Source organism: Asticcacaulis excentricus CB 48 (genome assembly GCF_000175215.2).
Lineage (GTDB): Bacteria > Pseudomonadota > Alphaproteobacteria > Caulobacterales > Caulobacteraceae > Asticcacaulis > Asticcacaulis excentricus.
Genome location: NC_014816.1, coordinates 1,908,148 through 1,934,483 on the forward strand (window position 1 = coordinate 1,908,148; position 26,336 = coordinate 1,934,483).

At 61.2% G+C, this 26,336-nt stretch carries 31 protein-coding genes and 1 tRNA gene; 15 read left to right on the forward strand and 17 right to left on the reverse strand.

Annotated features, from left to right (window positions below; genetic code table 11):
* Window positions 1-181 precede the first annotated feature (181 nt).
* Entirely contained in the window at window positions 182-1,471 is a 1,290-nt protein-coding gene (locus ASTEX_RS08800) for an adenylosuccinate synthase (RefSeq protein ID WP_041658609.1), read from the reverse strand.
* A 228-nt stretch (window positions 1,472-1,699) separates the two neighbouring features.
* Here ASTEX_RS08800 and ASTEX_RS08805 point away from each other — a divergent pair, with 228 nt between their 5' ends.
* The gene (locus tag ASTEX_RS08805; protein WP_013479268.1) at window positions 1,700-1,972 is read left to right on the forward strand and encodes a hypothetical protein; all 273 of its coding nucleotides are present in this window, start codon (window positions 1,700-1,702) and stop codon (window positions 1,970-1,972) included.
* A 4-nt stretch (window positions 1,973-1,976) separates the two neighbouring features.
* Here the strand turns inward: ASTEX_RS08805 and ASTEX_RS08810 are convergent, their stop codons facing one another.
* Window positions 1,977-3,155: a phosphoserine transaminase gene (locus tag ASTEX_RS08810; protein WP_013479269.1), complete on the reverse strand. Its 1,179-nt coding sequence runs from the start codon at window positions 3,153-3,155 to the stop codon at window positions 1,977-1,979.
* A gap of 226 nt (window positions 3,156-3,381) precedes the next feature.
* Here ASTEX_RS08810 and ASTEX_RS08815 point away from each other — a divergent pair, with 226 nt between their 5' ends.
* Window positions 3,382-3,774, forward strand: a complete 393-nt coding sequence (locus ASTEX_RS08815) for a hypothetical protein (protein WP_013479270.1) — start codon at window positions 3,382-3,384, stop codon at window positions 3,772-3,774.
* A gap of 121 nt (window positions 3,775-3,895) precedes the next feature.
* Here the strand turns inward: ASTEX_RS08815 and thiD are convergent, their stop codons facing one another.
* Complete coding sequence (thiD, locus tag ASTEX_RS08820; protein ID WP_013479271.1) at window positions 3,896-4,675, reverse strand: bifunctional hydroxymethylpyrimidine kinase/phosphomethylpyrimidine kinase; 780 nt, start codon at window positions 4,673-4,675, stop codon at window positions 3,896-3,898.
* Window positions 4,676-4,753: 78 nt separating this feature from the next.
* On the opposite strand from thiD, the gene ASTEX_RS08825 reads away from it, so the two are divergent.
* Both ASTEX_RS08825 and ASTEX_RS08830 read left to right on the forward strand, forming a co-directional pair.
* On the forward strand, window positions 4,754-4,993 hold the full coding sequence (locus ASTEX_RS08825) for a DUF1653 domain-containing protein (RefSeq protein WP_013479272.1): 240 nt from the start codon (window positions 4,754-4,756) through the stop codon (window positions 4,991-4,993).
* A 2-nt stretch (window positions 4,994-4,995) separates the two neighbouring features.
* Window positions 4,996-5,358, forward strand: coding sequence for a hypothetical protein (locus tag ASTEX_RS08830; protein ID WP_013479273.1), 363 nt, complete (start codon window positions 4,996-4,998; stop codon window positions 5,356-5,358).
* A 1-nt stretch (window position 5,359) separates the two neighbouring features.
* On the opposite strand, the gene ASTEX_RS08835 is transcribed toward ASTEX_RS08830, so the two are convergent.
* The 4 genes from ASTEX_RS08835 to murC form a co-directional block, all read right to left on the reverse strand.
* Window positions 5,360-5,713, reverse strand: a complete 354-nt coding sequence (locus ASTEX_RS08835) for a hypothetical protein (RefSeq protein WP_013479274.1) — start codon at window positions 5,711-5,713, stop codon at window positions 5,360-5,362.
* Window positions 5,714-5,894: 181 nt separating this feature from the next.
* A complete protein-coding gene (folP, locus tag ASTEX_RS08840; RefSeq protein WP_013479275.1) occupies window positions 5,895-6,695 on the reverse strand; it encodes a dihydropteroate synthase in 801 nt (266 codons plus the stop codon).
* A 184-nt stretch (window positions 6,696-6,879) separates the two neighbouring features.
* Window positions 6,880-7,782 carry a UDP-N-acetylmuramate dehydrogenase gene (gene murB, locus ASTEX_RS08845; RefSeq protein ID WP_013479276.1) on the reverse strand — a complete coding sequence of 301 codons (903 nt, stop codon included), beginning with the start codon at window positions 7,780-7,782 and terminating at the stop codon, window positions 6,880-6,882.
* On the reverse strand, window positions 7,779-9,206 hold the full coding sequence (gene murC, locus ASTEX_RS08850; RefSeq protein WP_013479277.1) for a UDP-N-acetylmuramate--L-alanine ligase: 1,428 nt from the start codon (window positions 9,204-9,206) through the stop codon (window positions 7,779-7,781). The genes murB and murC overlap by 4 nt, the downstream gene beginning before the upstream one ends.
* 154 nt (window positions 9,207-9,360) lie before the next feature.
* Here murC and ASTEX_RS08855 point away from each other — a divergent pair, with 154 nt between their 5' ends.
* Window positions 9,361-9,621, forward strand: coding sequence for a type II toxin-antitoxin system ParD family antitoxin (locus tag ASTEX_RS08855; protein ID WP_013479278.1), 261 nt, complete (start codon window positions 9,361-9,363; stop codon window positions 9,619-9,621).
* Window positions 9,614-9,904 (forward strand): type II toxin-antitoxin system RelE/ParE family toxin, encoded by a 291-nt coding sequence (locus ASTEX_RS08860; protein ID WP_013479279.1) that lies wholly within the window; start codon window positions 9,614-9,616, stop codon window positions 9,902-9,904. The genes ASTEX_RS08855 and ASTEX_RS08860 overlap by 8 nt, the downstream gene beginning before the upstream one ends.
* Here ASTEX_RS08860 and ASTEX_RS08865 read toward each other — a convergent pair.
* From ASTEX_RS08865 to ASTEX_RS20690, 4 genes are all read right to left on the reverse strand, one after another.
* Window positions 9,901-10,959, reverse strand: coding sequence for an AI-2E family transporter (locus ASTEX_RS08865; protein WP_013479280.1), 1,059 nt, complete (start codon window positions 10,957-10,959; stop codon window positions 9,901-9,903). The genes ASTEX_RS08860 and ASTEX_RS08865 overlap by 4 nt on opposite strands.
* A 60-nt stretch (window positions 10,960-11,019) precedes the next feature.
* Window positions 11,020-12,156 (reverse strand): undecaprenyldiphospho-muramoylpentapeptide beta-N-acetylglucosaminyltransferase, encoded by a 1,137-nt coding sequence (gene murG, locus ASTEX_RS08870; protein ID WP_013479281.1) that lies wholly within the window; start codon window positions 12,154-12,156, stop codon window positions 11,020-11,022.
* A gap of 247 nt (window positions 12,157-12,403) precedes the next feature.
* On the reverse strand, window positions 12,404-13,558 hold the full coding sequence (locus ASTEX_RS08875; protein ID WP_013479282.1) for an FtsW/RodA/SpoVE family cell cycle protein: 1,155 nt from the start codon (window positions 13,556-13,558) through the stop codon (window positions 12,404-12,406).
* 80 nt (window positions 13,559-13,638) lie between these two features.
* Entirely contained in the window at window positions 13,639-13,974 is a 336-nt protein-coding gene (locus tag ASTEX_RS20690) for a hypothetical protein (RefSeq protein WP_218918599.1), read from the reverse strand.
* 101 nt (window positions 13,975-14,075) lie between these two features.
* On the opposite strand from ASTEX_RS20690, the gene ASTEX_RS20695 reads away from it, so the two are divergent.
* From ASTEX_RS20695 to rplT, 3 genes are all read left to right on the forward strand, one after another.
* Window positions 14,076-14,369, forward strand: coding sequence for a hypothetical protein (locus tag ASTEX_RS20695; protein WP_218918600.1), 294 nt, complete (start codon window positions 14,076-14,078; stop codon window positions 14,367-14,369).
* A 182-nt stretch (window positions 14,370-14,551) separates the two neighbouring features.
* Window positions 14,552-14,749, forward strand: a complete 198-nt coding sequence (gene rpmI, locus ASTEX_RS08885) for a 50S ribosomal protein L35 (protein WP_013479283.1) — start codon at window positions 14,552-14,554, stop codon at window positions 14,747-14,749.
* Between the two features lie 13 nt (window positions 14,750-14,762).
* Window positions 14,763-15,122 carry a 50S ribosomal protein L20 gene (gene rplT / locus ASTEX_RS08890; protein ID WP_013479284.1) on the forward strand — a complete coding sequence of 120 codons (360 nt, stop codon included), beginning with the start codon at window positions 14,763-14,765 and terminating at the stop codon, window positions 15,120-15,122.
* Window positions 15,123-15,238: 116 nt separating this feature from the next.
* Here the strand turns inward: rplT and ASTEX_RS08895 are convergent, their stop codons facing one another.
* From ASTEX_RS08895 to ASTEX_RS08910, 4 genes are all read right to left on the reverse strand, one after another.
* Window positions 15,239-16,612 carry a glutamine synthetase family protein gene (locus ASTEX_RS08895; protein WP_041659135.1) on the reverse strand — a complete coding sequence of 458 codons (1,374 nt, stop codon included), beginning with the start codon at window positions 16,610-16,612 and terminating at the stop codon, window positions 15,239-15,241.
* 155 nt (window positions 16,613-16,767) lie between these two features.
* Window positions 16,768-18,123, reverse strand: a complete 1,356-nt coding sequence (locus tag ASTEX_RS08900) for an aspartate aminotransferase family protein (protein ID WP_013479286.1) — start codon at window positions 18,121-18,123, stop codon at window positions 16,768-16,770.
* Between the two features lie 49 nt (window positions 18,124-18,172).
* Entirely contained in the window at window positions 18,173-19,624 is a 1,452-nt protein-coding gene (locus ASTEX_RS08905; RefSeq protein ID WP_013479287.1) for an NAD-dependent succinate-semialdehyde dehydrogenase, read from the reverse strand.
* A gap of 4 nt (window positions 19,625-19,628) precedes the next feature.
* Window positions 19,629-21,149: an aldehyde dehydrogenase gene (locus tag ASTEX_RS08910; RefSeq protein ID WP_013479288.1), complete on the reverse strand. Its 1,521-nt coding sequence runs from the start codon at window positions 21,147-21,149 to the stop codon at window positions 19,629-19,631.
* Window positions 21,150-21,246: 97 nt separating this feature from the next.
* Here ASTEX_RS08910 and ASTEX_RS08915 point away from each other — a divergent pair, with 97 nt between their 5' ends.
* Window positions 21,247-21,603 (forward strand): DUF4844 domain-containing protein, encoded by a 357-nt coding sequence (locus ASTEX_RS08915; protein WP_013479289.1) that lies wholly within the window; start codon window positions 21,247-21,249, stop codon window positions 21,601-21,603.
* A 54-nt stretch (window positions 21,604-21,657) separates the two neighbouring features.
* Here ASTEX_RS08915 and ASTEX_RS08920 read toward each other — a convergent pair whose 3' ends face one another.
* Window positions 21,658-22,368: a GntR family transcriptional regulator gene (locus tag ASTEX_RS08920; protein WP_013479290.1), complete on the reverse strand. Its 711-nt coding sequence runs from the start codon at window positions 22,366-22,368 to the stop codon at window positions 21,658-21,660.
* A 127-nt stretch (window positions 22,369-22,495) separates the two neighbouring features.
* Here ASTEX_RS08920 and aptA point away from each other — a divergent pair, with 127 nt between their 5' ends.
* On the forward strand, window positions 22,496-23,827 hold the full coding sequence (aptA, locus tag ASTEX_RS08925) for an omega-aminotransferase AptA (protein ID WP_013479291.1): 1,332 nt from the start codon (window positions 22,496-22,498) through the stop codon (window positions 23,825-23,827).
* Between the two features lie 41 nt (window positions 23,828-23,868).
* Here aptA and ASTEX_RS08930 read toward each other — a convergent pair whose 3' ends face one another.
* Window positions 23,869-24,132 (reverse strand): hypothetical protein, encoded by a 264-nt coding sequence (locus ASTEX_RS08930; RefSeq protein ID WP_013479292.1) that lies wholly within the window; start codon window positions 24,130-24,132, stop codon window positions 23,869-23,871.
* A gap of 119 nt (window positions 24,133-24,251) precedes the next feature.
* Between ASTEX_RS08930 and ASTEX_RS08935 the strand changes: the two genes are divergently transcribed.
* From ASTEX_RS08935 to ASTEX_RS08950, 4 genes are all read left to right on the forward strand, one after another.
* Window positions 24,252-24,716 carry a hypothetical protein gene (locus ASTEX_RS08935; RefSeq protein WP_013479293.1) on the forward strand — a complete coding sequence of 155 codons (465 nt, stop codon included), beginning with the start codon at window positions 24,252-24,254 and terminating at the stop codon, window positions 24,714-24,716.
* Between the two features lie 63 nt (window positions 24,717-24,779).
* Window positions 24,780-25,055: a metal/formaldehyde-sensitive transcriptional repressor gene (locus ASTEX_RS08940; RefSeq protein WP_013479294.1), complete on the forward strand. Its 276-nt coding sequence runs from the start codon at window positions 24,780-24,782 to the stop codon at window positions 25,053-25,055.
* Window positions 25,052-26,002: a CDF family Co(II)/Ni(II) efflux transporter DmeF gene (gene dmeF, locus ASTEX_RS08945; protein WP_013479295.1), complete on the forward strand. Its 951-nt coding sequence runs from the start codon at window positions 25,052-25,054 to the stop codon at window positions 26,000-26,002. The genes ASTEX_RS08940 and dmeF overlap by 4 nt, the downstream gene beginning before the upstream one ends.
* Before the next feature lie 70 nt (window positions 26,003-26,072).
* Window positions 26,073-26,156: transfer RNA gene (locus tag ASTEX_RS08950), tRNA-Leu, on the forward strand.
* Window positions 26,157-26,336 lie beyond the last annotated feature (180 nt).

Sequence of the window (26,336 nt, forward strand, 5' to 3'; positions counted from 1 at the left end):
CAACGGACCGCACGCACTCAACCCTCAGTCCGCAAACGGATCACGCATGAGAATGGTGTCCTTTCGCGACTCTTTTGGTTTCCGGAGGCCACCACTCGCCCGTCAGTCCGCAAACGGATCACGCATGAGAATGGTGTCCTCTCGCGACTCTTTTTGGTTTCCGGAGGCCACCACTCGCCCGTCAGTCCGCAAACGGATCACGCATGAGAATGGTGTCCTCTCGCTCTGGGCTGGTGGACAGAAGTGCCACCGGCGCGCCGATCAGTTCTTCAATGCGGCGGACATATTTCACCGCATTGCCGGGCAGGTCCTTCCATGAACGCGCGCCTTGGGTCGATTCGGTCCAACCTTCCAGTTCTTCATAGACCGGCTCTATACCGGCCTGCGCCTTGAAACCCGCCGGTAGGTAGTCCAGCACCTTGTCGCCGACCTTGTAACCGACGCAGATTTTCAGCGTCTCGATGCCATCAAGCACGTCGAGCTTGGTCAGGGCCACGCCATCGATACCGTTGATGGCGATGGACTGACGCGCCAGCACCGCGTCCAGCCAGCCGCAGCGGCGCGCACGGCCCGTAACTGTGCCGAACTCATGACCAACGCGCGAGATGCGCTCACCGATGTCATCGAACAGCTCGGTCGGAAACGGGCCCGATCCCACTCGGGTCGTATAGGCCTTTAGGATGCCCAGCACATAGCCGACGCTGCGTGGCCCCATGCCCGAACCGGCGGCGGCCTGACCGGCGACCGTGTTGGACGAGGTGACGAACGGATAGGTGCCGTGGTCGATGTCGAGTAGTGCGCCCTGCGCGCCTTCGAACAGGATGCGCTTGCCTTCCGACTTCGCCTTGTCAAGCACGTACCAGACGGGCTTGGCAAAGGCCAGCAGACGCGGTGCGATTGCCTTCAGCTCGGCGATCAGGGACGCCGTATTCACCTCGGCCAGACCCAGGCCCTTGCGCAGGGCATTGTGGTGGGTCAACAGGCGCTCGATCTTCGCATCCAGACCATCAAAGTCTTCGAGGTCAGCGACACGGATGGCGCGGCGGCCCACCTTATCCTCATAGGCCGGGCCGATACCGCGGCCCGTGGTGCCGATCTTGCCCGCCCCGGCGGCGGCTTCGCGCGCCGTATCGAGTTCGCGGTGGATCGGCAGGATCAGGCAGGCATTGTCAGCCAGCACCAGCAGGTCGGGCGTGATGCTCAACCCTTGTGCCTCGACACGGCCGATTTCATCGAACAGCGCCCACGGATCGACGACCACGCCGTTACCGATGACCGACAGCTTGCCTTGTACCACGCCGGACGGCAGCAGCGACAGCTTATAGACCTTTCCATCGACCACGAGGGTGTGACCGGCATTGTGACCGCCCTGAAAGCGCACCACCACATCGGCGCGATTGGACAGCCAGTCCACCAGCTTGCCCTTGCCTTCGTCGCCCCACTGGGCGCCCACAACGGTCACATTGGCCAAGTTCTTACTCCGCAGCAAAACGCCGCCGGAGAGGATTTCGTCCGGGTGCGTTACATTCAAAATTCAGGCGGTTGCAGCCTATAAACTTAAACACCGGGCTTGGTAACCCGTAAAATGAGGCGAACGCAGGTTATTCCCGACTCCCCGCCGACACACGACGATATGTTAAGGTCGCTTGACTAATTAGGCCGCTTATGTCAAGCTTCCTTGACACAAGGAGATACCGACATGTGGACATTGCTGACGATATTGGCCGGGTTATTCGTGCTGGTGGGCTTAGGAGGGATGATTTGGGGCGCGACCGGGCGCACGCAGGCGCGCCGCAAGCAGGGCCTCTGGGCGTTGGAGACCGGCATGGTGCTAGGCAGTATCTGCTTGTCGCTCAAAGCGTTTTCAGGGGATACGAGCAACATCATCTACGGGATGATGCTGCTCGTCTTCGGGACGGCAGTAACCGATCTTGGTCCAAAGGCCGACAAGAGCGGCAAGCCCGAAGCATAAGCCGTCAGGCGGCCACCAATCCCAGTTCGCTCACAGCCACCGCATAGGCCCATTCCAGCCACGGCAGCAGGGCTTCGACGTCCTCGGCCTCGACCGTGCAGCCGCACCACACGCGCAGACCCGGAGGGGCCGCGCGATAGCCGGTGATGTCAAATGCCACGCCTTCCAGCTCTAACAGACTACCTACGCGTGTCGCCAGTTTGGCCTGCGCCTCGGCAGAAAGCGCCCGAATAGCCGGATCAACGAATTTGAGGCACACAGAGGTGGTCGAGCGCGTCGCCTTGTCCACCGCCACGAAGTCGATCCATGGCGTCTTTTCCACCCAGTTGAACAGGGCTCCGGCCGCTTCGTCGCAGCGCTGGATCAGGCCTTCTAGCCCGCCTTCGCGTTGCGCCCAGCGTAAAGCGTCGAGATAGTCTTCGATGACCAGAAACGAGAAGGTGTTTATGGCGTCACCGCCCAGAATGGCCGCGTCGGCTGCATTGCCTTTTTTAAGGCGTAGCACCTTAGGGATGGCGCGTGCCGAATCGAAGCTGTTGAGGCGCTCGACCGCCTTCGGTGACAGGATCAGCACGCCGATCCCGGCTTCACCGCCCAGCGCCTTCTGGAAGGAGAAGGTGGCGACGTCGAGCTTGTCCCACGGCAAGTCCATGCAGAAGGCGGCCGATGTGGCGTCACACAGTACCAGCCCGCTGTCAGCAACCGCATGACCATTCAGAAAGTCGCTATTGGGCACCCGCACGCCGGAGGTCGTGCCGTTCCACGGAAAGATCAGATCGGCCTGCGGGTCGATCTGCGTCAGGTCTGGCAGCTCACCATAGGGGGCCGACAGCACTTCGGCATCGAGTTTGAGGTGTTTAGTGGCGTCATCGGCCCACAACTGACCAAAGTTTTCAAAAGCCAGGAGCTGCACCCTGCGCGCACCCAGCAGGTTCCACATGGCGGCTTCAAACGCCCCGGTGTCGGAGCCCGGGACCATGAACACCTGATAGTCGACGGGGATGCGGAGAATCTCGCGCGTCATGTCGAGCGCCTGACAAATACGGCCCACCGTCACCTTTGAGCGGTTGGAACGGCCTACCGGCGCACCTGACAGGGCTTCAGGCGTCCAGCCGGGACGCTTGGCCGTCGGGCCCGACGAAAACCACGGACGTTCGGGAATGGTGGCGGGTTTGGCGCTCATGGTCAGGCCTTCTTCTTCGGTAATCGTCTCTCCGGTCGGCGCGCCGGGCGATCTACGCAAACACGCGGCTTTTGCGGCCAAATCCGCCCAAGTGCAAGCGGAAATCGATGGGGCCAACCCTGAACCGAAAATGAACCGCACCGTTCAGGTTCGGTTCGAGTGGCCGCTCTTATAAAGGTCTCAACGCTGATCCACAGCGTCACACCTGACCAAAGGAGAAAGCCAGATGACCAAGCTCAAGACCATTGCCACCGCCGTCGTTGCCATTGCCGGCCTGGCGGCTATCACCCCCGCCTTTGCGGCCGGCCAGCACGACCGATATGACCGTTACGATCGCCGCGAAGATGTCCGCGACTATCGCGACAACCGCGTCGATGCACGTATCGAGCGCCTCGAAGATCGGCTCGACATGGGCCGCCGTTCGGGCCGCCTCACGCGTAGCGAATTCGGCCGGCTCAGCAGCGAACTGAACGGTATCGAGCGTCTATCTAATCAGTATGAGCGTTCGGGCCGCGGCATCGACCGTCAGGAAATGGCCAACCTCAGCTACCGTCTGGATCGCTTTGAACAAAAGCTCCACTGGGAGCGTAACGACCGCGACACCGCCTGGCGTCGCTAAATACTTTGGGCGGAGTGTTTAAGAGCTCCGCCTGAAGGTCGGGGGCAGCAGTGAACACTGCCCCCTCAAGGATGCGTCCCCTTCTGTCCCCCCATACCCTAAGGGGACGCATCTGACCCGCTCAAAGCACCCAGTTATGTCTGAGCGGCCCATGCCCGCCGCCCAAATTCGGCGCGGTGACAAGCGCACCCATTACGTAGTCACGTGCCATTTCAACGCTATCTGCCAGACATCGATCCGGCCCCGCCAACACGGCGCAGGCGCTGGCCAGGGTGCAGCCCGTGCCGTGCGTATGCCGCGTCTCGATCCGTTCGGACACATAGCGCCGTGCATCCTCTTCCCACAGCAGCCAGTCGACCACATTTGCGCTGTCAATATGCCCACCCTTCATTAGCACGGCCTTCGCCCCCATGTTCAACAGCGCCTCACCAGCGCGTTGCTGAGAGGCTTCGTCCACCACCTCAATACCGGTCAGTACGGCGGCTTCCGGCGCATTGGGAGTGAGCAGCCCAGCGCGCGGGATGAGCAGCGTGCGGATGGCGTCAATCGCCTCATCGACCAATAGCGGATGCCCGCCCTTGGCCACCATCACCGGATCGACCACCGCAAATACCCCTGCCTTATCGAGCAAGGCCGCCACGGTTTCGACCACTGCGGTTGTACCTAGCATCCCTGTCTTGACCGCATCGGCCCCAATATCGCTCAGACAGGCTTCGGCCTGCGCCGTGATCAGGGCTTCGGGTACCGGCATGACGTCGGTGACGCCCAGCGTGTTCTGCACGGTCAGCGCGGTAATTGCCGTCATGGCATAACCACCCAGGCAGGTGACGGTCTTCAGATCTGCCTGTATCCCCGCCCCGCCCGACGGGTCCGAACCGGCAATGATCAGTACGCGACGCATGGATACCTCCTTGAGATGGATACCCTTTCCTTAATCTGCGCGCCCGGCTAAGGAAAGCACGCAACGCAAGGATCTGACATGACCCGCCCGATCGCCGACTATCCCAGCGCCCTCGCCACCGGCCTGTACCGCCACTACAAAGGCAAGGATTACGTGGTCTTTGGCTGCGTAACGCACTCCGAAACCGAAGAGGTGCTGGTGCTCTATGCCCCGGTCATTCAGGCCGATCCGGCACGCCTGTGGGTGCGGCCTTTGGCCATGTTCAGCGAATCGGTCGATAGTGACGGTGAGATCTTGCCGCGATTTCGTAAGCTGTGACCATGACCGCAAACACCGACGACTCCCGCTGGAACGAACTGGTCCCCGAAGCCTTCGCCGAGGCCTCGGACCCGATGGTGCGCGTTCTGCTGGGCAAGATCTTGGTCGTGCGTCTCAATCAGATCGGCACCAATGACGACCTGCTGAGCTTTGAGCTGATCGGCGGACGCGTTATCCGCGCCAATCGCAAGGAAGGGCTGGTGCTGTCGCTGGTGGGAACGCCTCAGGGCGAAGAGTTTTTCCTGCCTCTGGTGCCCGAAGCCTATCTGATGGTGGATCCCGGCGATTATGCGCTGACGTGCGGCACGGTGATCCGCAACCCGGACTTCAGCGCCGCCTTTGATATTTACGCGCAGATCAACTGATTTACTTCAGTCGTGAAGCAATAAAGTCCGCGTCATAGCCCCCGGCCTGCGCCAGAGCCACCACGGACAGGGCGATGACGCCAAGGGCGGCCACCGGCAGAACAATGGCGACGATCCATTGGAACAGGTTGCGGCTTTGCTGCGCAATGACGGCGGGCGGCGTGGGTTCTTCGGCAGAGGCCCACTCATAGGCGGGCACCTCCATCTCAACCGGACCGCTGAGAATCTGCGGCACGGTATCGACGCCGACCTCAACCTCCTGCGGCGCGTGACTGAACTTCAGATTACGCTTTTGCCTGTCCGGCAACACGGTCTTGCTGAACTGAGGCTTTTTCGTCAGGACCCGCTTCATCATAATTCTACCGATTTTCCCCTGCGCGCATCTATACCGCAGCGCACGCTGAGAGGTTAACACCGGACCCGGCGGGGCTGTAAAGCCGTTTCGCGCCAATTTGGCCGCCTTTTTTGCACGAAAGGGGCTGAGTGTTACATTTCAAAGACATAGGACCGTTTCAGGTGTAACCGGACTTCGCGTGTCAGGCGAGGGCCGCCCACAAACGCAAGGCCTGACGCATCTCGGCCACATCGTGCACCCGAACCATGCGCGCGCCGTTTTGCGCCGCATAGAGATGGATGGCCAGTGTGCCCCCGATACGTTGCGTTGCATCGGACGGGGGCGCGCCTTCGCGTTCTTCGAGCGCTGCGATGAAGCGTTTGCGCGAGGCCGCCATCAGTAAGGGAAAGCCATGCGAAGCCAGACGCGGCGTTGCACGGATCAGGCTGAGATTATGATCCAGGGTCTTGCCAAAGCCGATACCCGGATCGAGCCAGATGTTTTCGCGCGGCACGCCCGCCTGAATCGCCGCCGCGGCACGTGCGAGCAGGTAGGTTTCGACCTCCGCGACCACATCGTCATATTGTGGTGCGACCTGCATGGTGCGCGGCTCCCCCTGCATGTGCATCAGGATGACCCGCCCTTGCAATTCGGCGGCGGTAGCAAGACTGTCGGGACTGTGGCTGAGCGCAGTCACGTCGTTCCAGAGGGTCGCCCCGGCAGCAAAGGCAGCGCGCGCCACGTCGGGTTTCAGCGTGTCGATACTCAGGGGGCCGGACCACCTAGCGCGAAGGGCTTCGATTACCGGCACGACGCGGGCAATCTCTTCGGCAACCGATACGGGTTCGGCGCCGGGGCGCGTGGACTCACCGCCGATGTCGAGCACATCGGCCCCTTCGGCGATTAGGCGCAGGCCCTGCGCCACCGGGTCATAGGAACCGCCGTCTGAAAACGAATCCGGAGTGGCATTGATTACCCCCATGATGAGAGCAAGATCGGTCATTATAGCCTTTCTCCTCCCTATCGCGCAGCGACGGAGAGCTGGCACTTTGAGCCTACGCGAAAAATGGCGGAGGGGGTAGCGCCATAGATTTTGAAGCAACGCCCCTTGTTTTGATGTCGCCCTCCCCCTCCGGAACGCCTTCGGGGCACCACCTCCCCATGCCTGCGGCAAGGGGAGGCGAACCTCATTTACGCCCGATGCGCTTGATTTCCCAGTGCAGGTCGATTCCGAACTTGTCTTTGACCTCAGCGCGCACCGTGTCACCCAAGCCTTCGAGGTCGGCAGCGGTGGCGTTGTCGGCATTGATCATGAAGTTGGAATGCAGCTCTGAAAACTTGGCACCGCCAAAGAACTTACCGCGCCAACCCGCCTCATCGACCAGCTTCCACGCTGAATGGCCTTCCGGATTTTTGAAGGTCGAACCGCCAGTCTTTTCACGGATCGGCTGGGAAGTTTCGCGTTTGGCGGTGATTTCTTCAATGCGAGCAATTACCTCAGAAGGGTCGTTGCCCTCCTGAAGTTCATAGGCCGCACCGAGCACAATCCAGTTTTTTTCCTGAAGGATTGAATGACGGTAGGCGAACTGAAGTTCCGCATTAGAAAGTGTTACCACGTTTCCTGATCGATCCATAATTCGAGCAGACAGCAAAGCATCTTTGGTTTCCCGACCATAACACCCGGCGTTCATGGTGACAGCTCCACCCACCGTACCTGGTATTCCCGCATAAAACTCCAAACCTGCCAGCCCGGCCCTAGCGGCAACCTTAGCCACCTGAGCATCCAAAGCGGCTGCGCCAGCCGTCAATCCCCAGTCATCCGTTACGATCTGGGCGAAGTTGCGCCCCAGACGCACGACGACGCCTTCCAGCCCGCCATCGCGCACCAGTAGGTTCGAGCCCACTCCGATAGGCGTCACCGGCACGGCGGGGTCAAGCCCTTTGAGGAATGTGGCCAGATCGGCCTCATCCTCGGGCAAGAACAGCACATCCGCCGGACCGCCTACGCGGAACCACGTAAACGGGGCCAGTTCCGCCTGCTTTACGATCTTGCCGCGCACGGCAGGAAGAGCGTCGGCCCAATCACTCACGCGGCAACTCCTTCCAGTTGCGCCGGAAGCGCATAGGCCCACTGCGTGATGTCGCCCGCCCCCAGGCAGACGACTAGATCACCGGCCTTGGCCTCAGCCGCCACAAGGCCCGCCAGCGCCGCCGGGCCGTCGAGGCCAACGGCATTGCGGTGGCCGTGGCGGTGCAGGGCTTCAACCAGCGCATCCTTGCTGACACCCTCAATCGGTACTTCGCCCGCTGAATAGACATCGGCGACGATCACCTTATCGGCGTCGTGGAAACAGGTCGAAAACTCGGTCATAAGGTCGCGCAGGCGGGTATAGCGGTGCGGCTGCACCACGGCGATGACCTTTCCTTGAGTCACCTGACGCGCAGCCTTGAGCACGGCGGCGATTTCGACCGGGTGGTGGCCATAATCGTCGATGATGCGCACGCCGTTGACGATACCTGTGGTGGTGAAGCGGCGCTTGACGCCACCAAAAGCCCCTAGCCCCTTGCGCACATCATCCTCAGAGACGCCCAGTTCGCGGGCGATGGCGATGGCGGCCGTAGCGTTCGACACATTGTGGTTGCCAGTCATGGGCAGTTTCAGACCCGCCCAGACAAACGGTTCAACGCCCACCGGCGAAAAGACCACATCAAAGGTCGCGCCTTCCGGGCCGAAGTCGATATTGGTGCAACGCACCTCGGCCTGCGGTGAGACACCATAGGGGATCAGGCGGCGGTTTTCGACCTTGGCCGTCAGGGCCAGCACTTCCGGATGATCGACGCAGACCGCCGCAAACCCATAGAAGGGGATGTTTTCGACAAAATCGACAAAGCCCTTCTTCACGGCTTCGAAATCGCCCCAGTGGTCCAGGTGTTCGGCGTCAATATTAGTGACGATGGCCAGAGTCGATTTCAGGCGCAGGAAGGAGCCGTCGGACTCATCGGCTTCAACTACGATCCAGTCGCCGTCGCCGACCTTGGCATTGGTGCCATAGGCGTTGATGATGCCTCCATTGACCACGGTGGGGTCCAGCCCGCCGGCGTCGAGCAGCGCCGCCACCATCGAGGTCGTCGTCGTCTTGCCGTGCGTGCCGCCAACCGCGATGGAAAATTGCAGACGCATCAGCTCGGCCAGCATCTCAGCGCGCCGCACCAGCGGGATACGGCGGGACCGCGCAGCGACCATTTCGGGATTGTCGTGTTTAACCGCCGTAGAATAGACCAGCGCCGACACGTCGTCGCTGACATGCGAAGCTTCGTGGCCGATAAAGATTTTCGCCCCCAGCTTTTGCAGGCGCTCGGTGTTGGCCGAGGCCTTGGCGTCCGACCCCTGCACCTTATAGCCGATCTTGATCATGATTTCGGCAATGCCGCTCATGCCGATGCCGCCGATGCCGACAAAGTGCACGGGACCGAGGTCGAAGGGCGTGGGGCGGAGCTTGGCAGGTGCAATCATGGAGGCGTGGACTCGCGGGGCAAAATGAAAGGTGTTCTGCTTTAGAACACAGCGACAAAGGTGTCACGGAGGATTTTTTGAGCGCTACACCGTCGGATCAGATAGGAACAGATCGGATTTGATGCTACGTTCCGGGGAAAGACAGGAGCATCCCATGGCCAAGTTTTCCATCTCTATGACCGACCGCATGGCGCTAACCGTTCAGCGCCGCGTCGAACAGGGCGACTATAACAATGTCAGCGAATATTTCCGCGATCTGGTGCGACGCGATGAGGAAAAACAGGCCGCCGAAGACCGCCTACGCGACATGCTCGATAAGGCCGAAGCGAGCGGCGTCAGCGATGTGAGCTTTGATAACATCTGGAATGATGCCGAAGAGCGCTACCTGAAACGTCAGGCCGCCAAACATGGCTAACTTTACCCTCAGCGACGAAGCCGGTCAGGATTTGAAATCCATTGCGCATTACACGCTCGACCGGTTCGGCTATGAGCAAGCGCGTAAATATCGCTACGAACTCCATGAAACCCTTATGCTGCTGACGAAACGGCCGGGCATAGGTGCCGGCTGCGAACAGATACGCACGCAGACCCGGCGCTTTTCGCACCTGTCGCACATCATTTACTATCGACCTCTAAAGCAGGGTATACTGGTGCTGCGCATCCTGCATCACTCTCAGGACCCGCTGGGTCGCCTCTAATCCTTAACTTCCCCAGACACCTCCGCCTCGGCGCCGTGATCGCCCAGCACTTCACCGACATAGAACTTCATCACCAGCGTGTGCGCCACCACGGTCAGCGGCGTGGCAAACAACACTCCCAGCGGCCCCAGCAGCGAGCCAAAGCCCAGCACGGCAAATAGCGTTATGACGGTCGGCACGGCCGCGACGTGCTTTTGTACCATCGGCGTGATGATGTTCGATTCAAGCTGCGACACTCCGACATAGATGACCAGCGCGGCGATAAAGGTCGTCATATTTTCTGACGCCGCCAGCAGCAGGCCCGGCCCCGCCGAGACCACCGGACCGACGATCGGCACAAACTGCGCCAGACCGGACATCAAACCCAGCGCTCCCGCCGAGGGCACACCGGCAATGCTGAGCCCGATGGCCGTTAGCGACCCTACCAGCACCATGGAAAACAACTGCCCCAAAAGCCACAGACGCAGCGCCTTGCCACTGAGGTTCAGGCCATCGCGCACGCGGTCCTTCTGCGATTTGGGGAACAGGCGCACTACCCCGTCGCGATAACTGCGAGGGTGCATGGCCATGAAGATACCCGCGACCACCACTACCACCAGATTGGCAATTGAGGAGGCAATTTCCCCGGCGATCTTGGGCACCAGAGACAGCACACCCGACGCCTGCTGACCGAGGTTATTGATCTGATCCAGCACCGTGGCCCCGGCCTCAGAGGCGCGCAGGCGTTCCTGAAGCTGCGCCCAGGCTTCGGGCAGTTCACGCGACAGGTTGTTGGTTTGGCGCACGATCTCGCTGCCGAACAGCCAGCCCGACGCCGACAGAAACGACACAAGGAACAGCAGTGCCAGCAGCACCGCCCAGTTGTCCCTGAGCTTCAGATACTTGACCAGCGGTTCCGCCGTGGCCCGCAGCACGGTCGCCACCACCACCGCCCCAAACACCAGAAGCCAGATGCCGATCAGCTTGAACGCCAGAAGGCTTAAACCCACCACCATCAGCAGGAACAGAGTCTTCTGGACAAAGCCCGCATCGAGCCTGTTACGCGCAAAAAACATGGGACGCCCCCTCACACTCAAAACCATCCTGATCTAGCGGCTACGCAGATAAGGAAACAATTATTCGGCTCTCTTGCGCTTCACTGTGCGCTCGACCAGATCGGCCAGAAGCTGGGCAGCGTCGGGCCGCGCCACCGATTTGGCGGCGGCAGCGCGTGTTTCAAGCCCCGCCGCCCCTTCTTCGATCAGGGCGCGAATGGCTTCGCTCAGGCTTTCTACCGTCACATCGTCTTCACGCAGCACCACAGCGGCACCGGCCTCTTTGAGCACGGCGGCGTTGTGCGTCTGGTGATCATCCGCGGCGATTTTCAGCGGGATGAGGATAGACGGCTTGCCCGCCACGGCCAGTTCGCAGCAGGTCGAAGCGCCCGACCGACCAATAACGATATGGGCGCGGCCCAGCCGCTCCGCCATATTGTCAAAGAAGGGCGCGACCTCGGCCTCGATCTCGGCCTCGGCATAGGTTTTACGCGCAAAGTCGATCTGCTCAGCGCGCGTCTGTTGTTCGACGCGCAGATTGATGCGCAGCGACACCGGCAAAAGTGCCAGCGCCTGCGGCACCGTCTCCGACAAAATCTTTGCCCCTTGGGACCCACCGGTGATCAGCAGGCGAATCTCCTTGTCGATGGGCGGATAGGGCTGCTCATAAAGCGCGCGGATGTCCGGGCGCACCGGATTGCCGACCACCTGCACCTGCCCTTCCAGCACAGCCGGGGCCATTTTCAGCACCGGAAAGGCGCAGGCCACCGCATCGACCCTGGCGCACAATTGACGGTTGGAACGCCCCAGCACCGAATTCTGTTCGTGCAGCAAGGTCACGTCCTTGCGCGACAAAGCCGCCATCAGGGCCGGATAGGAGGGATAGCCGCCAAAGCCGATCACCGCCCAGGGCTTAAGGCGCTTGAACGCCTTGCGCGCCTGCTGCGTGCCGGTAAAGATTTTCAGCGCCGCTTTGGCCATGCCGATGACATCGCCGCGTTTGAAGGTCGCGGCCTCCAGCGACAGGCGCTCTATCGCCGGGAACTTTTCGGCATAGGCCGCGCCGCGCGCATCGGAGGCCAGCACCACCTGCCAGCCGCGCGCGATCAACTCACGCGCCAGCGCTTCGGCGGGGAACATGTGCCCGCCCGTCCCCCCGGCAGCCACCACGGCCAACGGTATCTCGGAAAGGGGTTTGGGCTTTTTCTTACGGGCCATAGATATTTGCTCATTTAATCCTTCCCTGTTTATGGGAAGGGGGACCGCGAAGCGGTGGGAGGGGGACAGAGGTTCAGCGCACACAATCCGTACGCTGGGATCTGACGGTGCCCCTTCCGTCAGCCCAGGCTGTCGACTGTTCTGCCACCTTCCCCGTATCCGGGGAAGGCGTTTTCACATTTTTGGTCCAGTAAACGGGGCAGGATTTTTCGCATTCCCGCCCTCTTAAAGAAGGCAAGGGTCTTTGTTACCACTGCGTATGATCATCCGGTTCGACTTCGGCCGGGCGTTTGCGCGTCAGGGCCAGAATCAACCCCATGGTCAACCCCATTGCCATCAGCGACGACCCGCCATAAGAGATAAACGGCAGGGTCATGCCCTTGGGCGGAATGACCTGCAAGTTGACGCTGATATTGATCAGCACCTGCATCCCCAACAGGATATACAGGCCCGATGTGGCAATCTGGCGAAAGGCGTCGGGCATGGCCATGGCCTTCCAAAGGCCACGTAGCACCACAAAAGCAAAAATGGTGATCAGCAGCAGCGACATCCACAGGCCGTATTCTTCCGCCGCCACCGAATAGATAAAGTCGGTGTGCATGTCGGGGATGAGGCGCTTCATGGTGCCTTCGCCGACGCCCGTGCCGGTCAGGCCGCCATTGGCGATGGCCGCCGCGGCGCGCTCGACCTGAAAACGGTCGCCGTCCGGGTCAATAAAGTCTTTAATGCGGTCGCGAAAGTGCGGCAGAATGAAGTAGAGGCTGGCAAACCCAGTCACACCGGCCGCTGACAAACCGACGATCCAGCGCATCGGCACACCCGAGATATAGAAGCAGGCCCCAAAGGCGACGGTGATCAGGATAGACTGCCCCACGTCGGGCTGGATCAGCAGCAAGGCGATACACAGCGCATAGAGACAAAAGGCAATGGTGACGCCGGGCACACCCTTACCCTTCTGGCCTTCGGCAAACATCCACGAGACCAGCACGATCAGGGCGGGTTTCAGAAACTCCGACGGCTGAAGGCTGAAGAAACCGAGATCGAGCCAGCGCCGCCCCCCCTTGGACGTGTGGCCGATCAGCGGCAGCATGGCCATGACGAAGATGGCCCCGCCATAGATGGCGACGCTGGCGCGCTTTACCCCTTTCAGCGAAAACATCGAAATGCCGAGCATCAGCCCCACCGACGCGAAGGCAAACAGCACGTGGCGCTGGGTGAAGTAAAACTCGTTGGCAATGCCAACCTTGGGCGCGGCCACCGGCGACGACGAAAACGAAAAAACCAGGCCGGCAAAAATGAGCAGCAGCACGAAGCCGAGCGTCAATTTATCCACGGTCCACCACCACATAGCCAGCGGCGAGCGATCAGTGCGCGTAAACGGGTGTGCGAAGCCGGTGTTCATGGATGGGTAGGGTTCTGCAAGGGAAAAACAGGCCCCGCGCGGTAGCGACACCTCTAATTGGGCAGAGTCTGGAAACGCGGTTAACAGCCGGTTAAAAATAGCAGACCTTCCCCAAAAACACGCAAATAAAGAACATCGTTATTGTTGTTTTGGGTTGGAAAACTATTCTCTCTGGGGACGAACGATACAAACCAACCCCTTTCATGCTTTAGACGGTTCATACGCAACTCAAAAGGGGGCTCATAGCCGGCATCAATCGCAAACAGTTCTTCAAACCCTCCGCGCTGAGCTGTTGGCGGGGAAAGATTACACCTTCGCAAATAGAGGGCTTCACCGCCATTCTCGACAAATAGCAAGCAGAAGCCTCTCATCTGGATGATCGCTGGCTGGCCAATATGCTGGTCACAGCCTTCCATGAAACGGCCCACCTCATGCCGCCCGTGCGCAAAACACGCGCCACAAGCGACGCCACCCCCATCATCATTCTTAAGAGGGCCCTTAAGGCGGGCAAGTTGCCGTGGGTAAAAAACCTTATTGGCGCAAAAATGCCGAAGGCAAGTCGTGGCTGAGGCGAGGGCTGATGCGAATCACGCAAAAGGCCAATTACCTGAAACTCGGCAATGCCACTGACGAAGACCTGACAACCGATCCCAACCGCCCACTGAATACGGACATCGCGCTAAAAATTATGTTCACCGGCATGACGATGGGCCTGTTTACCGGTAAGAAGCTGGAAGACTTTTTCCAAGGCGATCTCACCGAATGGAAAATGCGCGAAAGATCATCAATGGTTTGGAAAGCACCGATCTAGTGGCAGGCCACGCGGTTAAATTCTATGTGGCTCTAAGCTATACAGTCTGATTTCAAGACTCCGCTTGCGTGCTGCGGTCTTTTCCTGTAATGACCCGCGCTTCCTGACCTGCCGGGCCCCTGACATGCCTTGGCGGGTGCTAACTCTATAAAGAGGACGGCGTTACCCGCGCCGCAAATGAAATGTCAAAACTGAAGACCAAATCGGGCGCCAAGAAGCGTTTCCGCTTCACTGCGTCGGGCAAGGTGAAGGCTGGCGTGGCCGGCAAGCGCCACCGTCTGATCTCGCACAACGGCAAGTATATCCGTCAGAACCGCGGCACGCAGGTAATGTCGGACGCCGATACCGCGAAGATCAAATCCTACATGCCCTACGCCTAAGGAGACGTGAAACATGGCACGTGTTAAAAGAGGCGTTGTTTCTCACGCCCGTCACAAAAAAGTTCTGAAGCAGGCCAAGGGTTTCTACGGCCGCCGCAAGAATACCATCCGCACCGCCAAGGCCGCTGTCGATAAGGCCGGTCAATACGCTTACCGCGACCGCCGCGTGAACAAGCGTAACTTCCGCGCCCTGTGGATCCAGCGCATCAACGCGGCTGCCCGCGTCGAAGGCTTCACCTACTCGCAGTTCATCCACGGCCTGAACCTGGCAGGGATCGAGCTGGACCGTAAGGCTCTGGCCGCTCTGGCTGCCAACGACGCCCCGGCCTTCGCTGCCGTGGCCGAGAAGGTCCGCGCCGCTCTGGCGGCGTAATCTCCTTAAAGAGATACCCGAACACACGGAAACCCCGCACCGGCGACGGCGCGGGGTTTTTCGTGTTTCTCCTGCCTATCGCGCTGTGAGGGGCGAGAGGACATAATGCGCTTGTATCAGGCGTTACGCAGATACCAATCGTAGTCCAGTTCGGTGATTTCCTCGAAGAAACGCGCCTGTTCGGTCTTTTTGACCTTCACGTACATGTCGATGAAACGCTCGCCCAGATAGTCGCGCAGCACCTGAGACCTGTCGAGATAATCGACCGCGGCAAACCAGTTGGTAGGCAGAGTCGCGCCGGTTTCGGCGGCCACCGCATAGCCATTGCCGACGACGGCGGGACCGGGGTCGATCTTGCGCGTCAGGCCGTGGTGAGCGCAGGCTAGAATGGCCGCCAGCACCAGATAGGGGTTGCCATCGGCCCCGGCGACGCGGTGTTCGACATGGCGCGTAAGGGCAGGACCGGCGGTGACGCGCAAGCTGACCGTGCGGTTATTAACGCCCCAGGTCAGGCCCACCGGCGCGTAGGAATTGGCCTTGAAACGCTTATAGCTGTTGGCGCCCGGCGCGAGGATACCCATGCAGTCGGCCAGATGATCCTTCATGCCGCCGATCATGTGCTTGAGAAGTGGCGAACCTTCCGGATGGGCGTCGGCACAGAGGTTTTTGCCGTCCTTATCGGCCACCGAGACGTGGACGTGGAAGCCCGAACCGGCGCGATCGGCCCACGGCTTGGCCATAAAGGTCGCTTCGATGCCGAGGCTGAGCGCCACACCCTTGGCCATGCGCTTATAGAGCACGGCATCGTCGGCAGCGCGCAGCGCATCCGGCTTGTGCTTCAGGGTCAGTTCGACCTGACCGGGGGCAAATTCAGAAATCGCCCCTTCCAACGGAATGTTCATCACATCCGCCGTCTCCCACAGGGTGCGAAAGAACTCACCGTGCGCTTCGACTTCCGGCAGGCCATAGACCTGAATGCCCTTGGGCGTCTGCCCCGTGTTGAACCCGGCGGCGGGCACCAGCTCACCTTTGTGTCCCCGCTCAATATCGACGAGGTAATATTCCAGCTCACAGGCCACCACCGGCGTCAGGCCATCGGCGGCGTAGCGGTCGAGCACGCGTTGCAGCACATGGCGCGGATCGAGGTCGTTGGGCGTGCCGTCCAGTTCATAAAGCGAGAGCATTACCTGCCCTACATCATCCCCCAGCCACGGCGCGGGCGTTAGCGTCCCCGGCACCGGCCGCGCCACACGATCGGCGTCCCCGTCTTCCCAGACAAGGCCCGTCTCTTCGCAATCGGCCCCCAACGTATCGACCACCAGAATCGAACCCGGCAGGAAGCGGCCATACTCGTAAATGGGCAGCAACTCGTGACGGCGCAGACGCTTGCCCCGCGGCACGCCGGTCATCGAGGTGAACAGGATCTCGAAGTAGTTGATGTGAGGATGGGCCTCCAGAAAGGCCTTGGCCTCATCAACGGTGGCGACCATGGGGTGTGCAGGCAGGGTCATTTCGTTATCCTCCTCCCCTGTTTACGAGGGAGGTGTCTTCGAGTGAAACGAGAAGACGGTAGGGGCAATTGGACGAACAAACGCCCCCTCCGTCAGCGGCTTGGCGCTACACCCTCCCGACAACGGCGTTGCCTTTATGCAGCGGAGGACGTGAAACGCGTGTACTCAGTGATAAAACCTTCCACCGCCGCCACGAGACGGTCAATGGCCTCCGGTGGGGTTTTGGGCGAAATCAGCATCATATTGTGGAAGGGCGCGATCAGCACCCCGCGATTGATCAGATAGAGATGCAGGGCCTCCAGCAGGTGCGGGTCCAGCGCGTGGCGCATTTCGGCGGCGGTTTGCGGGGCCGGATCGGCAAAGACCAGCTCGGCCCGCGCGCCGACATGCACCACCGACCAAGGCACCTGATGCTGCGCGATGACGGCCCTCAGTTTGGCCACAAGGGTTTCGGCGCTGGCTTGCATGTAGGCATAGGCGTCCGGGGTCATGACCTCGCTGAGCATGGCCTTCATGCCGGCAATGGCCAGCGCATTGCCGGACAAGGTGGTGCCAATGCCGGACGAGCCCGGTCCGATGGCGGCCTGAGCGGCGTCCATGCGCGCGGCGACTTCGGCGCTGACGCCCCAGACGGCGGCGGGCACCCCTCCGGCAATGGCCTTACCCACGGTCAGGACGTCGGCGCGCAGACCATGCTCACTCACATAGCCGCCAAACCCCGACGACAGGGTGTGCGTCTCATCGTAAACCAGCAGCGTGCCCGTCTCGTCACACAGGGCGCGCAGGCGCTCGTGATAGCCCTCAATCGGTAGGATCATGCCACAATTGGTCATGACGGGTTCCAGCATGACGGCGGCGATCTCACCCGTGCGCAGCACCGACTCCAGCGCCGTCAGGTCGTTGAACGGCACGACGACGCTATGCTGCGTCAGGTCGGCGACCTGCCCGATCAGGCCGGTTTTGTGGACGATCTGCCCGTCCTTCAGCACCACAAAAGCGTCATCGACCATGCCATGATAGGCCCCGTCGATAAACAGGATCTTCTGCCGCTGCGTAATGGCCCGCGCCCAGCGGATGACGGCGCGATTGGCGTCAGACGCCGTCGTCGCGCACTGCCATACCGGCAGGCCGAACCGGTCTTTCAGCAGCCGCCCCACCTCAAGGCTGGAGCGGGTCGGCAGCATGAAGCCCACCCCCTGCCCCGCCTGTGCGGCAATGGCGCGTTGCAGCTCCTCGCGCCCATGGCCGAACATTGAGGGGGTATCGCCCAGACAGAAGTCGTCATAGGCGTGGCCATCGACGTCCCACAGGGTCGCATCCTTTGCCCGCTCGGCATAGAGCGGCACGGGCGAGGCCCAGTCGTGCATCCAGTGCATCGGCACCCCGCCTCGCCACACACTTTTAGCCTGTTCGGCCAGAGCAACGGTTTTGGGGTGAGTGGCGGTGAACAGGCGCTTTTGTTCTGTGAAAAAATCAGACAGAGCCGTCACGGCAAGCCCCCTTCGTCAGCGAAGAGGACGAAGGGGGCGATATCCCAGGTCATCCCAACCCCCCGAAACTGATGAACTTCGTCTCCAGAAACTCCTCGAGGCCTTCGACCGCGCCTTCGCGGCCCAGACCCGATTCCTTGACCCCGCCAAAGGGCGCGACCTCGGTGGACATGACCCCGTCATTGAGACCAACCATGCCCGCCTCAATGGCCTGAGACACGCGCCAGCCGCGCTTAATGTCCGTCGTAAAGGCATAGGCCGCCAGACCGAACGGCGTGTCATTGGCCAGAGCGATGCCTTCCGCTTCGGTGTCAAACGGATAGAGCGCCGCCACGGGGCCGAAGATTTCCTCATCGAACATGCGGGCCTCACGCGGCACATGCGTCAGAATGGTCGCAGGGAAGTACAGCGGTCCCTGAGCCTCGTCGACTTTGCCACCCAGCACCACCCGCGCGCCCTTCGACACCGCCTCTTCGACCAGTTGCGTCACCTTGGTGGCGGCCTTCTGATTGATCAGCGGCCCAAGGCCTGTGCCCTCTTCCCAGCCCGGCCCTAGCAGCAAGCGCTGAGCCTCAGCTGTCAGACGTTCGACAAAGGCATCATAGATGCCGCGCTGCACGAAGATGCGGTTGGCGCAGACGCAGGTTTGCCCCGAATTGCGGAACTTCGACAGGGCCGTCGCCGGGACCGCGATATCGAGGTCGGCGTCGTCAAACACCACCACCGGCGCATTGCCGCCCAGTTCCAGCGAGATCTTCTTGATGGTCGATGCGCACTGCGCATAGAGCGTTTTGCCGACCGCAGTGGAGCCGGTGAAAGAGAACTTTTTGATGCGCGGATCGGTGGTCAGGACCTTACCCACCTCGGCCCCGCTGGCGGCCGTCACAATGTGGATCAGACCTTCGGGCACCCCGGCCCTGTTGGCCAGTTGCTTCAGTGCCAGCGCGCTCAACGGCGTGTCTTCGGCGGGTTTCAGCACCGCGGCACACCCGGCGGCGAGCGCCGGCCCCAGCTTGCGCGTAATCATCGACAGAGGGAAGTTCCACGGGGTCACCGCACCCACCACACCCACCGGCTGCTGAACAGTCAGGAGTTGTTTGCCCGCCACCGGAGCCGGGATGGTACGGCCATAGGCGCGCTTACCCTCTTCGGCGAACCATTCGATGAAGCCCGCCGCATAGGCGACTTCGCCGCGTGCTTCCTTGATCGCACGGCCCTGCTCCAGCGACACCAGAAGGCCCAGCGCCTCCTGATTTTGCATCAGCAGATCGTGCCATTTTTCCAGAATTTTAGCGCGCTCCTTGGCGGTTTTCGCCGCCCATTCGGGCATTGCGGCCTGAGCGGAGGTAATGGCGGCCTCGGTCTCTTCGGCCCCCATATCGCGCACATAGGCCAGCACCTCGCCGGTAGAGGGGTTAAACGAAGCAAAGGCCTTGTAGGCGGGGGGCGTCTGGCTGATGGCGTCGCCGAGGATGTCGAGAATAGCGGGGGTGAGTTTCATGACATTATACCGTATAGCTGATCGAGACGGACTTCAGATCGGCATACTTATATAGTGCGTGCAGGCTGCGATCGCGACCAAAGCCCGACTGTTTAAAGCCCCCGAACGGCAGCGTAATGTCGCAGGCGTCCCAGCCATTTACCCAGACCAGCCCGGCCTTAAGCTGTTTCGCGGCCCGCATGGCACGCCCGACATCCGCCGTCCACACCCCGGCGGCCAGCCCGTAGACGGTATCATTGGCCAGACGCAACGCCTCCGCCTCGCCCTCAAAGGTCAGGACCGACAGGACCGGCCCGAACACCTCTTCGCGCGCCAGCACATTGTCCGGCGTGATACCGTCAATAAGCGTCGGCTCGACATAGAAACCACCCGTGTCGCGCATAACCCGACCACCGCCAAGTCTGAGCGTGCCACCGCCTGCCTGCCCCTTGGCGATATAGTCGAGCGCCGTGTTCATCTGACGTTCGGAGATCATCGCCCCGAAGGCCGTTTGCGGATCGAAGGGGTCGCCGACCGTGATGGTCTTGGCCACAGCGATAACCTTTTCAAGGAAGGCGTCCTTGATAGAGGCTTCGACGAACAGGCGCGAGGCCGCCGTGCACACCTGACCCTGATTGTAGAAGACGCCCCAGGCAGCGTTCTGGGCGGCGGCCTCAAGGTCCGGACAATCGGCAAAGACGATCTGCGGTGACTTACCGCCCAACTCCAGTGAAACGCGCTTGAGATTGGATTCGGCCGACGCCTTCATAAGTTGCCGCCCCACCGGGCCCGACCCGGTAAAGGCGATCATATCGACTTCCATATGGCGGGCCAGCGCGTCCCCGGCCTCATGGCCAAAGCCGGTCACCACATTGAACACGCCGGCAGGCAGACCGGCCTCGATGGCCAGCGCCGCCACATAGAGCGCCGTCAGGGACGACAGCTCAGCGGGTTTGAGGACCACCGAATTGCCCATGGCGAGCGCCGGGGCGACCTTCCACATGGCCATGTGCAGCGGGAAGTTCCACGGCACGATGGCGCCGATAACGCCCAACGGCTCGTGCTCGGCATAGGAGAAACGGCCCTGCGGCGCGGGCGCGACCTCGCCATAGATCTTGTCCAGCGCCTCGGCATAATAACGCACGCTATTGATGGCCAGCGGAATATCAACGGCGCGGGCATCACGGATCGGCTTACCCGTATCGAGACATTCCAGCAGGGCCAGGGTTTCCGCGTGCGCCGTCATCCGGTCGGCCAGGGCGTGCAACACCTTTTTCTTGGCCTTTGGGGCAAGGTGTTGCCAGCGGCCGTCTTCGAAGGCATGACGCGCCGAACGCACGGCCGCATCGACATCAGCGGCGTCACAGGCGGGCAGCCGGTTGATCAGGCTATGGTCGCGCGGCGTGTGATTATCGAAGGTGCGCCTGGAAGCCGCTGCGGTCCACTGCCCGTCGAGAAAGGCCTTATCAGGTATGAAGACCGCTTTCAGGGCCTCAAGCACCCCGGACAGGTCGGCAGCAGGCGTGGCAATCGGCGCGGGCAGCATGGCAAAACCTCCGGCAATTTGTGATCACAAATGGAGCATGGCGGGACGCAACAAGTCAAGCTAGATTGGAAAGGATATAAAGACACAAGAGGAGCGCATGTCATCAAGGCTGGACATTACAGACGACACGATAACCGCCCTCAAAGAGTTTTGGTCCCTCCCCAAATTTGGCCCGGATGACACGCGATATCCGGCTTATGTCGGATTTCTCCCCGCCAGCCTCAGACCCGCCGCTGAAACTGAGCTTAACGCGTTTGTCGATCAGTTAATCGCAACACTGCCTGAGACTCCGAACAAGGCTTCGGTCCTGAAGCTGTTCGCACAGTGCCTGTTGTGGTTCGCAGGACATGACACAGAAGACCGCAATCGCATCTGCGATTATCTGGTCGAGATTATGGACATCATAGGACTGGAGTCCTCTGACGGCCTTTTGAACAATTTCATGTACGCTTGATGGCATCTACCCCTGATCAAGCTTAACCAGACTTCGCTTCGGGGGGAGGCATTATTAGTACGCCCGCAAAGCCTCAAGCATCAGTTCCATGCCTTCGTGCACATCGTCCGACATATGCTGACGCACGGCCCCTGCATCGCCGGTTTCAAAGGCGCGGATCAGTTCCTGATGGTGGTCCTGCGGCAATTGCACCGTGCCCAGCCGCCCGAAGACCACGCGCATGAACGGCCCCGATTGCAGCCAAAGCGTCTTGGCCATATCGAGAAACAGGTCCGCCTGCGCCAGCCGGTAAATCCGAAAATGAAAGGCGTGGTTGGCCTGCATGTAGCCATCGACATCGCCCTTACCCAAAGCCGCCATCAGACGCTGATCGTCGGCCTTCAGCTCGGCAATAACGTCTTTCGTCATTGCCGCCACGGCGCGGAAGGCCAGTTCCGGCTCGACCCACTGACGCGCCATCATCAACTGCCGCAGGCGATCCTCGGACAGAGACGGCACACGCAGGCGCTTGTTCGAAGGCTGAAGCTCAAGGGCCTTCTGCGCGATCAGGCGACGGACCGCCTCACGCACCGGCATAGGGCTGACGCCCAGCCCGCTGGCCAGCGTGCGCAGCGAAACCGACTTGCCCGGCGGCAACTGCCCCTGAATCAATAGGTTGGCCAGCGCCTCATAGACCTGATCATGGACCGAAGACTCTTCATCGCGCACCTCAGTTCCCCCAGGCACGGAGGTTTGCGCAAGACGGGTCAGCGCCGGAAAGGTCATAGAGACGGCCTCGAAAATGTGATCACAAAATGAGCCAGCGGCGCACAAAAGGACTGGTACGGCTGTGTATAGCCTGTAAGCTGTGGACGGACAATTGAAATGCCTGTTGTTTAAGGGAGGCCCGGCCATGGACGCGTCTGATCATTTCCCCTCACCCGACGCCCTCTGTTCGTTCTGGATGCCCTTCACGCCCAACCGGGCGTTCAAATCCGGGCGGCATAAGCTGCTGGTGGAAGCCGACGGCATGTATTACCGCAGCCACGACGGGCGTGAAATTCTGGACTCCACGGCGGGCCTGTGGTGCTCCAATGCCGGGCACAATCGCCCCAAGATCACGGCAGCCATTCAGAAACAGGCTGCGGTGCTCGACTTTGCCCCGACCTTCAATATAGCCCACCCGCTGGCGTTTGAATTTACCCACAAACTCAGCCACATCCTGCCCTACGACCTGAAAAAAGTCTTCCTCACCAATTCCGGCTCAGAGGCGGCGGATACGGCGCTCAAGATCGCCGTGGCCTATCACCGGATGCGCGGCAATGGCGCCAAGACGCGCCTGATCGGGCGTGAGCGCGCCTATCACGGCACCGGCTTTGGCGGCATCAGCGTTGGCGGCATCGTCAAGAACCGGATGCACTTCGGCACGCTGCTGACCGGGGTCGATCACCTGCCGCACACCCACCTGCCACAGAACGTCTTTTCCAAAGGCGAGCCCGAGCATGGGGCCGATCTGGCCGACGCGTTGGAACGGCTGGTGACGCTGCACGACGCTTCGACCATCGCCGCCGTCATCGTGGAGCCGGTGGCCGGTTCGACCGGCGTGCTGATCCCGCCGAAGGGGTATCTGAAGCGCTTGCGCGATATCTGCGACAAGCACGATATTCTACTGATCTTCGACGAAGTGATCACTGGTTTCGGACGGCTGGGGACGCCCTTTGCGGCCGACTATTTCAGCGTGCGCCCGGACCTGGTCTGCATGGCGAAGGGCATCACCAATGCCACCGTGCCGATGGGCGCGGTGGGCGTGTCGAACCGCATCTACGACACCTTTATGCAGGCGTCGGAAACTCCGATCGAGCTGTTCCACGGCTATACCTATTCCGGCCACCCGCTGGCCTGCGCCGCGGGGATCGCCACGCTGGAGACCTATGAAGAGGAAGGCCTGTTCGCCCGCGCCGCCGAAATTTCCCCTTACTGGCAGGAGGCCGTCCATTCTCTACGCGACGCGAAGCACGTCATCGACATCCGCAATCTGGGCCTGATCGCCGGGATCGAGCTGACGCCGCGCGACGGGGCCCCTACGGCCCGCGCGCTGGAGGTGTTTGACCGCTGTTTTGAGGCCGGTCTGCTGATCCGCGTCACCGGCGACATCATCGCCATGTCGCCGCCCCTGATCATCGAAAAAGCGCACATCGACCGCATCGTCGAAACCCTGCGCCGCGTACTGGATCAGACGGGTTAGAGCCGAGTGGAAATGTTCTTTTTACCTGAAATAATCCCGCTCTAAATCACCGAAACCCCTAGCGCGAACAGACCAAAAACCGCACAGCCCAGCACATTGACCCACCGCCCGCCCAGCTTGCGCACCGGCGGGGCAAAGCGCGCGACCAGCAGGATCAGCACCAGCCAGATGGCCCACATCCCCTCCGGCTTACCCTCGCCATTGAGGATCATCCCGCCCCACAAAAACAGGACCGACAGCAACCAGTAGAGCGGTGCGCAGAGGACACCTGTCATGTGCCACAGGGCGGCGATCAGCGTTTTCATCAATGAGCCTCGGCTTTTACGGAATTCTTACGGAATCGCGCGGATATCCTTGCCCTAAAGCCTGCCAAACGGCCATAGTGTGCCGCACAATCGGTCTGTTCATTTTCAAGGGGCGCGTCATGTTTAATCTGTCGGAACAGCTGTCTGAGCTGCGGACCACCCTGATCGTTGTCGTCCTAATGGTCGCCGCGGCCATTATCGGTCTGGCCTGGGCCAGTATCGGCCTGTTCAACGCCCTGCAAATCTGGCTGGGGCCGATCTGGGGGCCGGTGGCGCTGGGCGGGACGATGATCCTGCCGCTGATCCTCTATGTGCTGGTCAAGCAAGCGGGCAAACGCCGCCGCGAGGAACAGCAGGCGCTATTGAAGGCCCAGACTCAGGCCGCCCACGCCCAATCAGCGATCGTGCATATCCAGCGCATCCTCGATGCCCTCAAAGGCCGCTCTCCCGTGCTGGCCAGCGCCGCCGCCGTGGTCGCCGGGCTTCTGGCCTCGCGCTTCCCGTCGCTTCTGGCCATCGTTTCTGAGCTGATCTCGGCCTGGGGCGAAGACATGCGCCGACGCGACGCCGAACGCGACGACTGAGGCTTCTACCGCCCTCTTCTCGAACATTGACGCCGCGCCCCATATACTATAGGGGGGTATAGTATGGGACACCTGCACGCCAACACAGACAGCCTCACCGCCCGCGTGCGCCGCATCGCCGGGCAACTGGCGGCCATCGAAAAAGCCATAGAGGCCGACGCGCCGTGCGCCACGGTGCTGCAACAGGCAGCCGCCGTGCGCGGGGCCGTCAACGGCCTGATGGACCAACTGATCGAAGAGCATCTGCGCGAACACGTCGCGCGCCCGGACCTGAGCCCCGAAGCCCGCGCCAGCGGCACCGAAGAACTGCTGGCCGTCATCCGCAGGTACGCCAAATGACGCATACACCACACGATCACGTCTATCTGAGCGCCACCCACGACGCCAATACCCGCCGCACCCTGTGGGTCCTCGGCCTGACCGCCGTGACCATGGTGGGCGAAATCGTTGCCGGTTACCTGACCGGGTCCATGGCCCTGCTGGCCGACGGCTTTCACATGGCCACCCACGCCGGGGCGCTGACCGTCGCGGCACTGGCCTATCTCTATGCGCGCAAACACGCCCATGACCGCCGCTACAGTTTCGGGACGGGCAAGGTGGGCGACCTTGCCGGGTTTGCCTCGGCGCTGGTGCTGGGCATGGTGTCTCTGGGTATCGCTTTTGAATCGATCCTGCGCCTGTTTCAGCCGCAGGCCGTGGCCTTTACCGAGGCCACCATCGTGGCGGTGATCGGCCTGATCATCAACCTGCTCAGCGCCCTTCTGCTGGGGCACGGGCATAATCACGGGCACGGGCACGGGCATGGCCATAGCCATAGCCATATCCATCACCACGGGCATGATCATGGTCATCACCATCATCATGAGCACGCGCACGCCTCTGCCGATAACAATCTGCGCGCCGCCTATGTGCACGTGCTGGCCGATGCCCTGACCTCCATTCTGGCCATCGTCGCTCTGCTGGCCGGGCGCTTTGCCGGGTGGTGGTGGCTCGATCCGCTGATCGGGGTGGTCGGCGCGGTTGTCATCGCGCGCTGGGCGTGGAGCCTCGTCAAAGGCACGTCGGGCGTCCTGCTCGACCGCAGCGACGCGCAGATTGAGGCCGAAATCCGTGAGTGTGTTGAAACCGACGGCACGACCCTTAGCGACCTGCACGTCTGGCGCATTGGTCCGGCGGCGTGGGCGGCCATCGTTAGCACCCAAGGCCCCGCCGACAGCGCCACCATCCGCTCCCGCCTCACCCCTGTGCGCGAGATACAGCACCTGACGGTGGAAACGCAGGCCTGAGGGGCTTGCCAGTCCCGTTAAAAGCCGATAACAACGCGTCCCTCACCCGCCGCGATCCTTCGCAAAGCGTGCCCCTGTGGTGAAATGGTAGACGCGCCGGATTCAAAATCCGGTACCGAGAGGTGTGTCAGTTCGAGTCTGACCAGGGGCACCATTTTATGTTTTCGCAGAAAATATAAAATGGATATCAGTTTGCGGACAGGCGCAAAGCGCTTGGCGCCGCGCTGGCTGCGCTCCCGCTTGGTCACTAGTCACTTCGCTCCGGTTTTTAAGTTTGCGCTCAGGCGCAAAGCGCACGTTATTGGAGACGGTCTTTGTCCTTTGGGTAGAGACT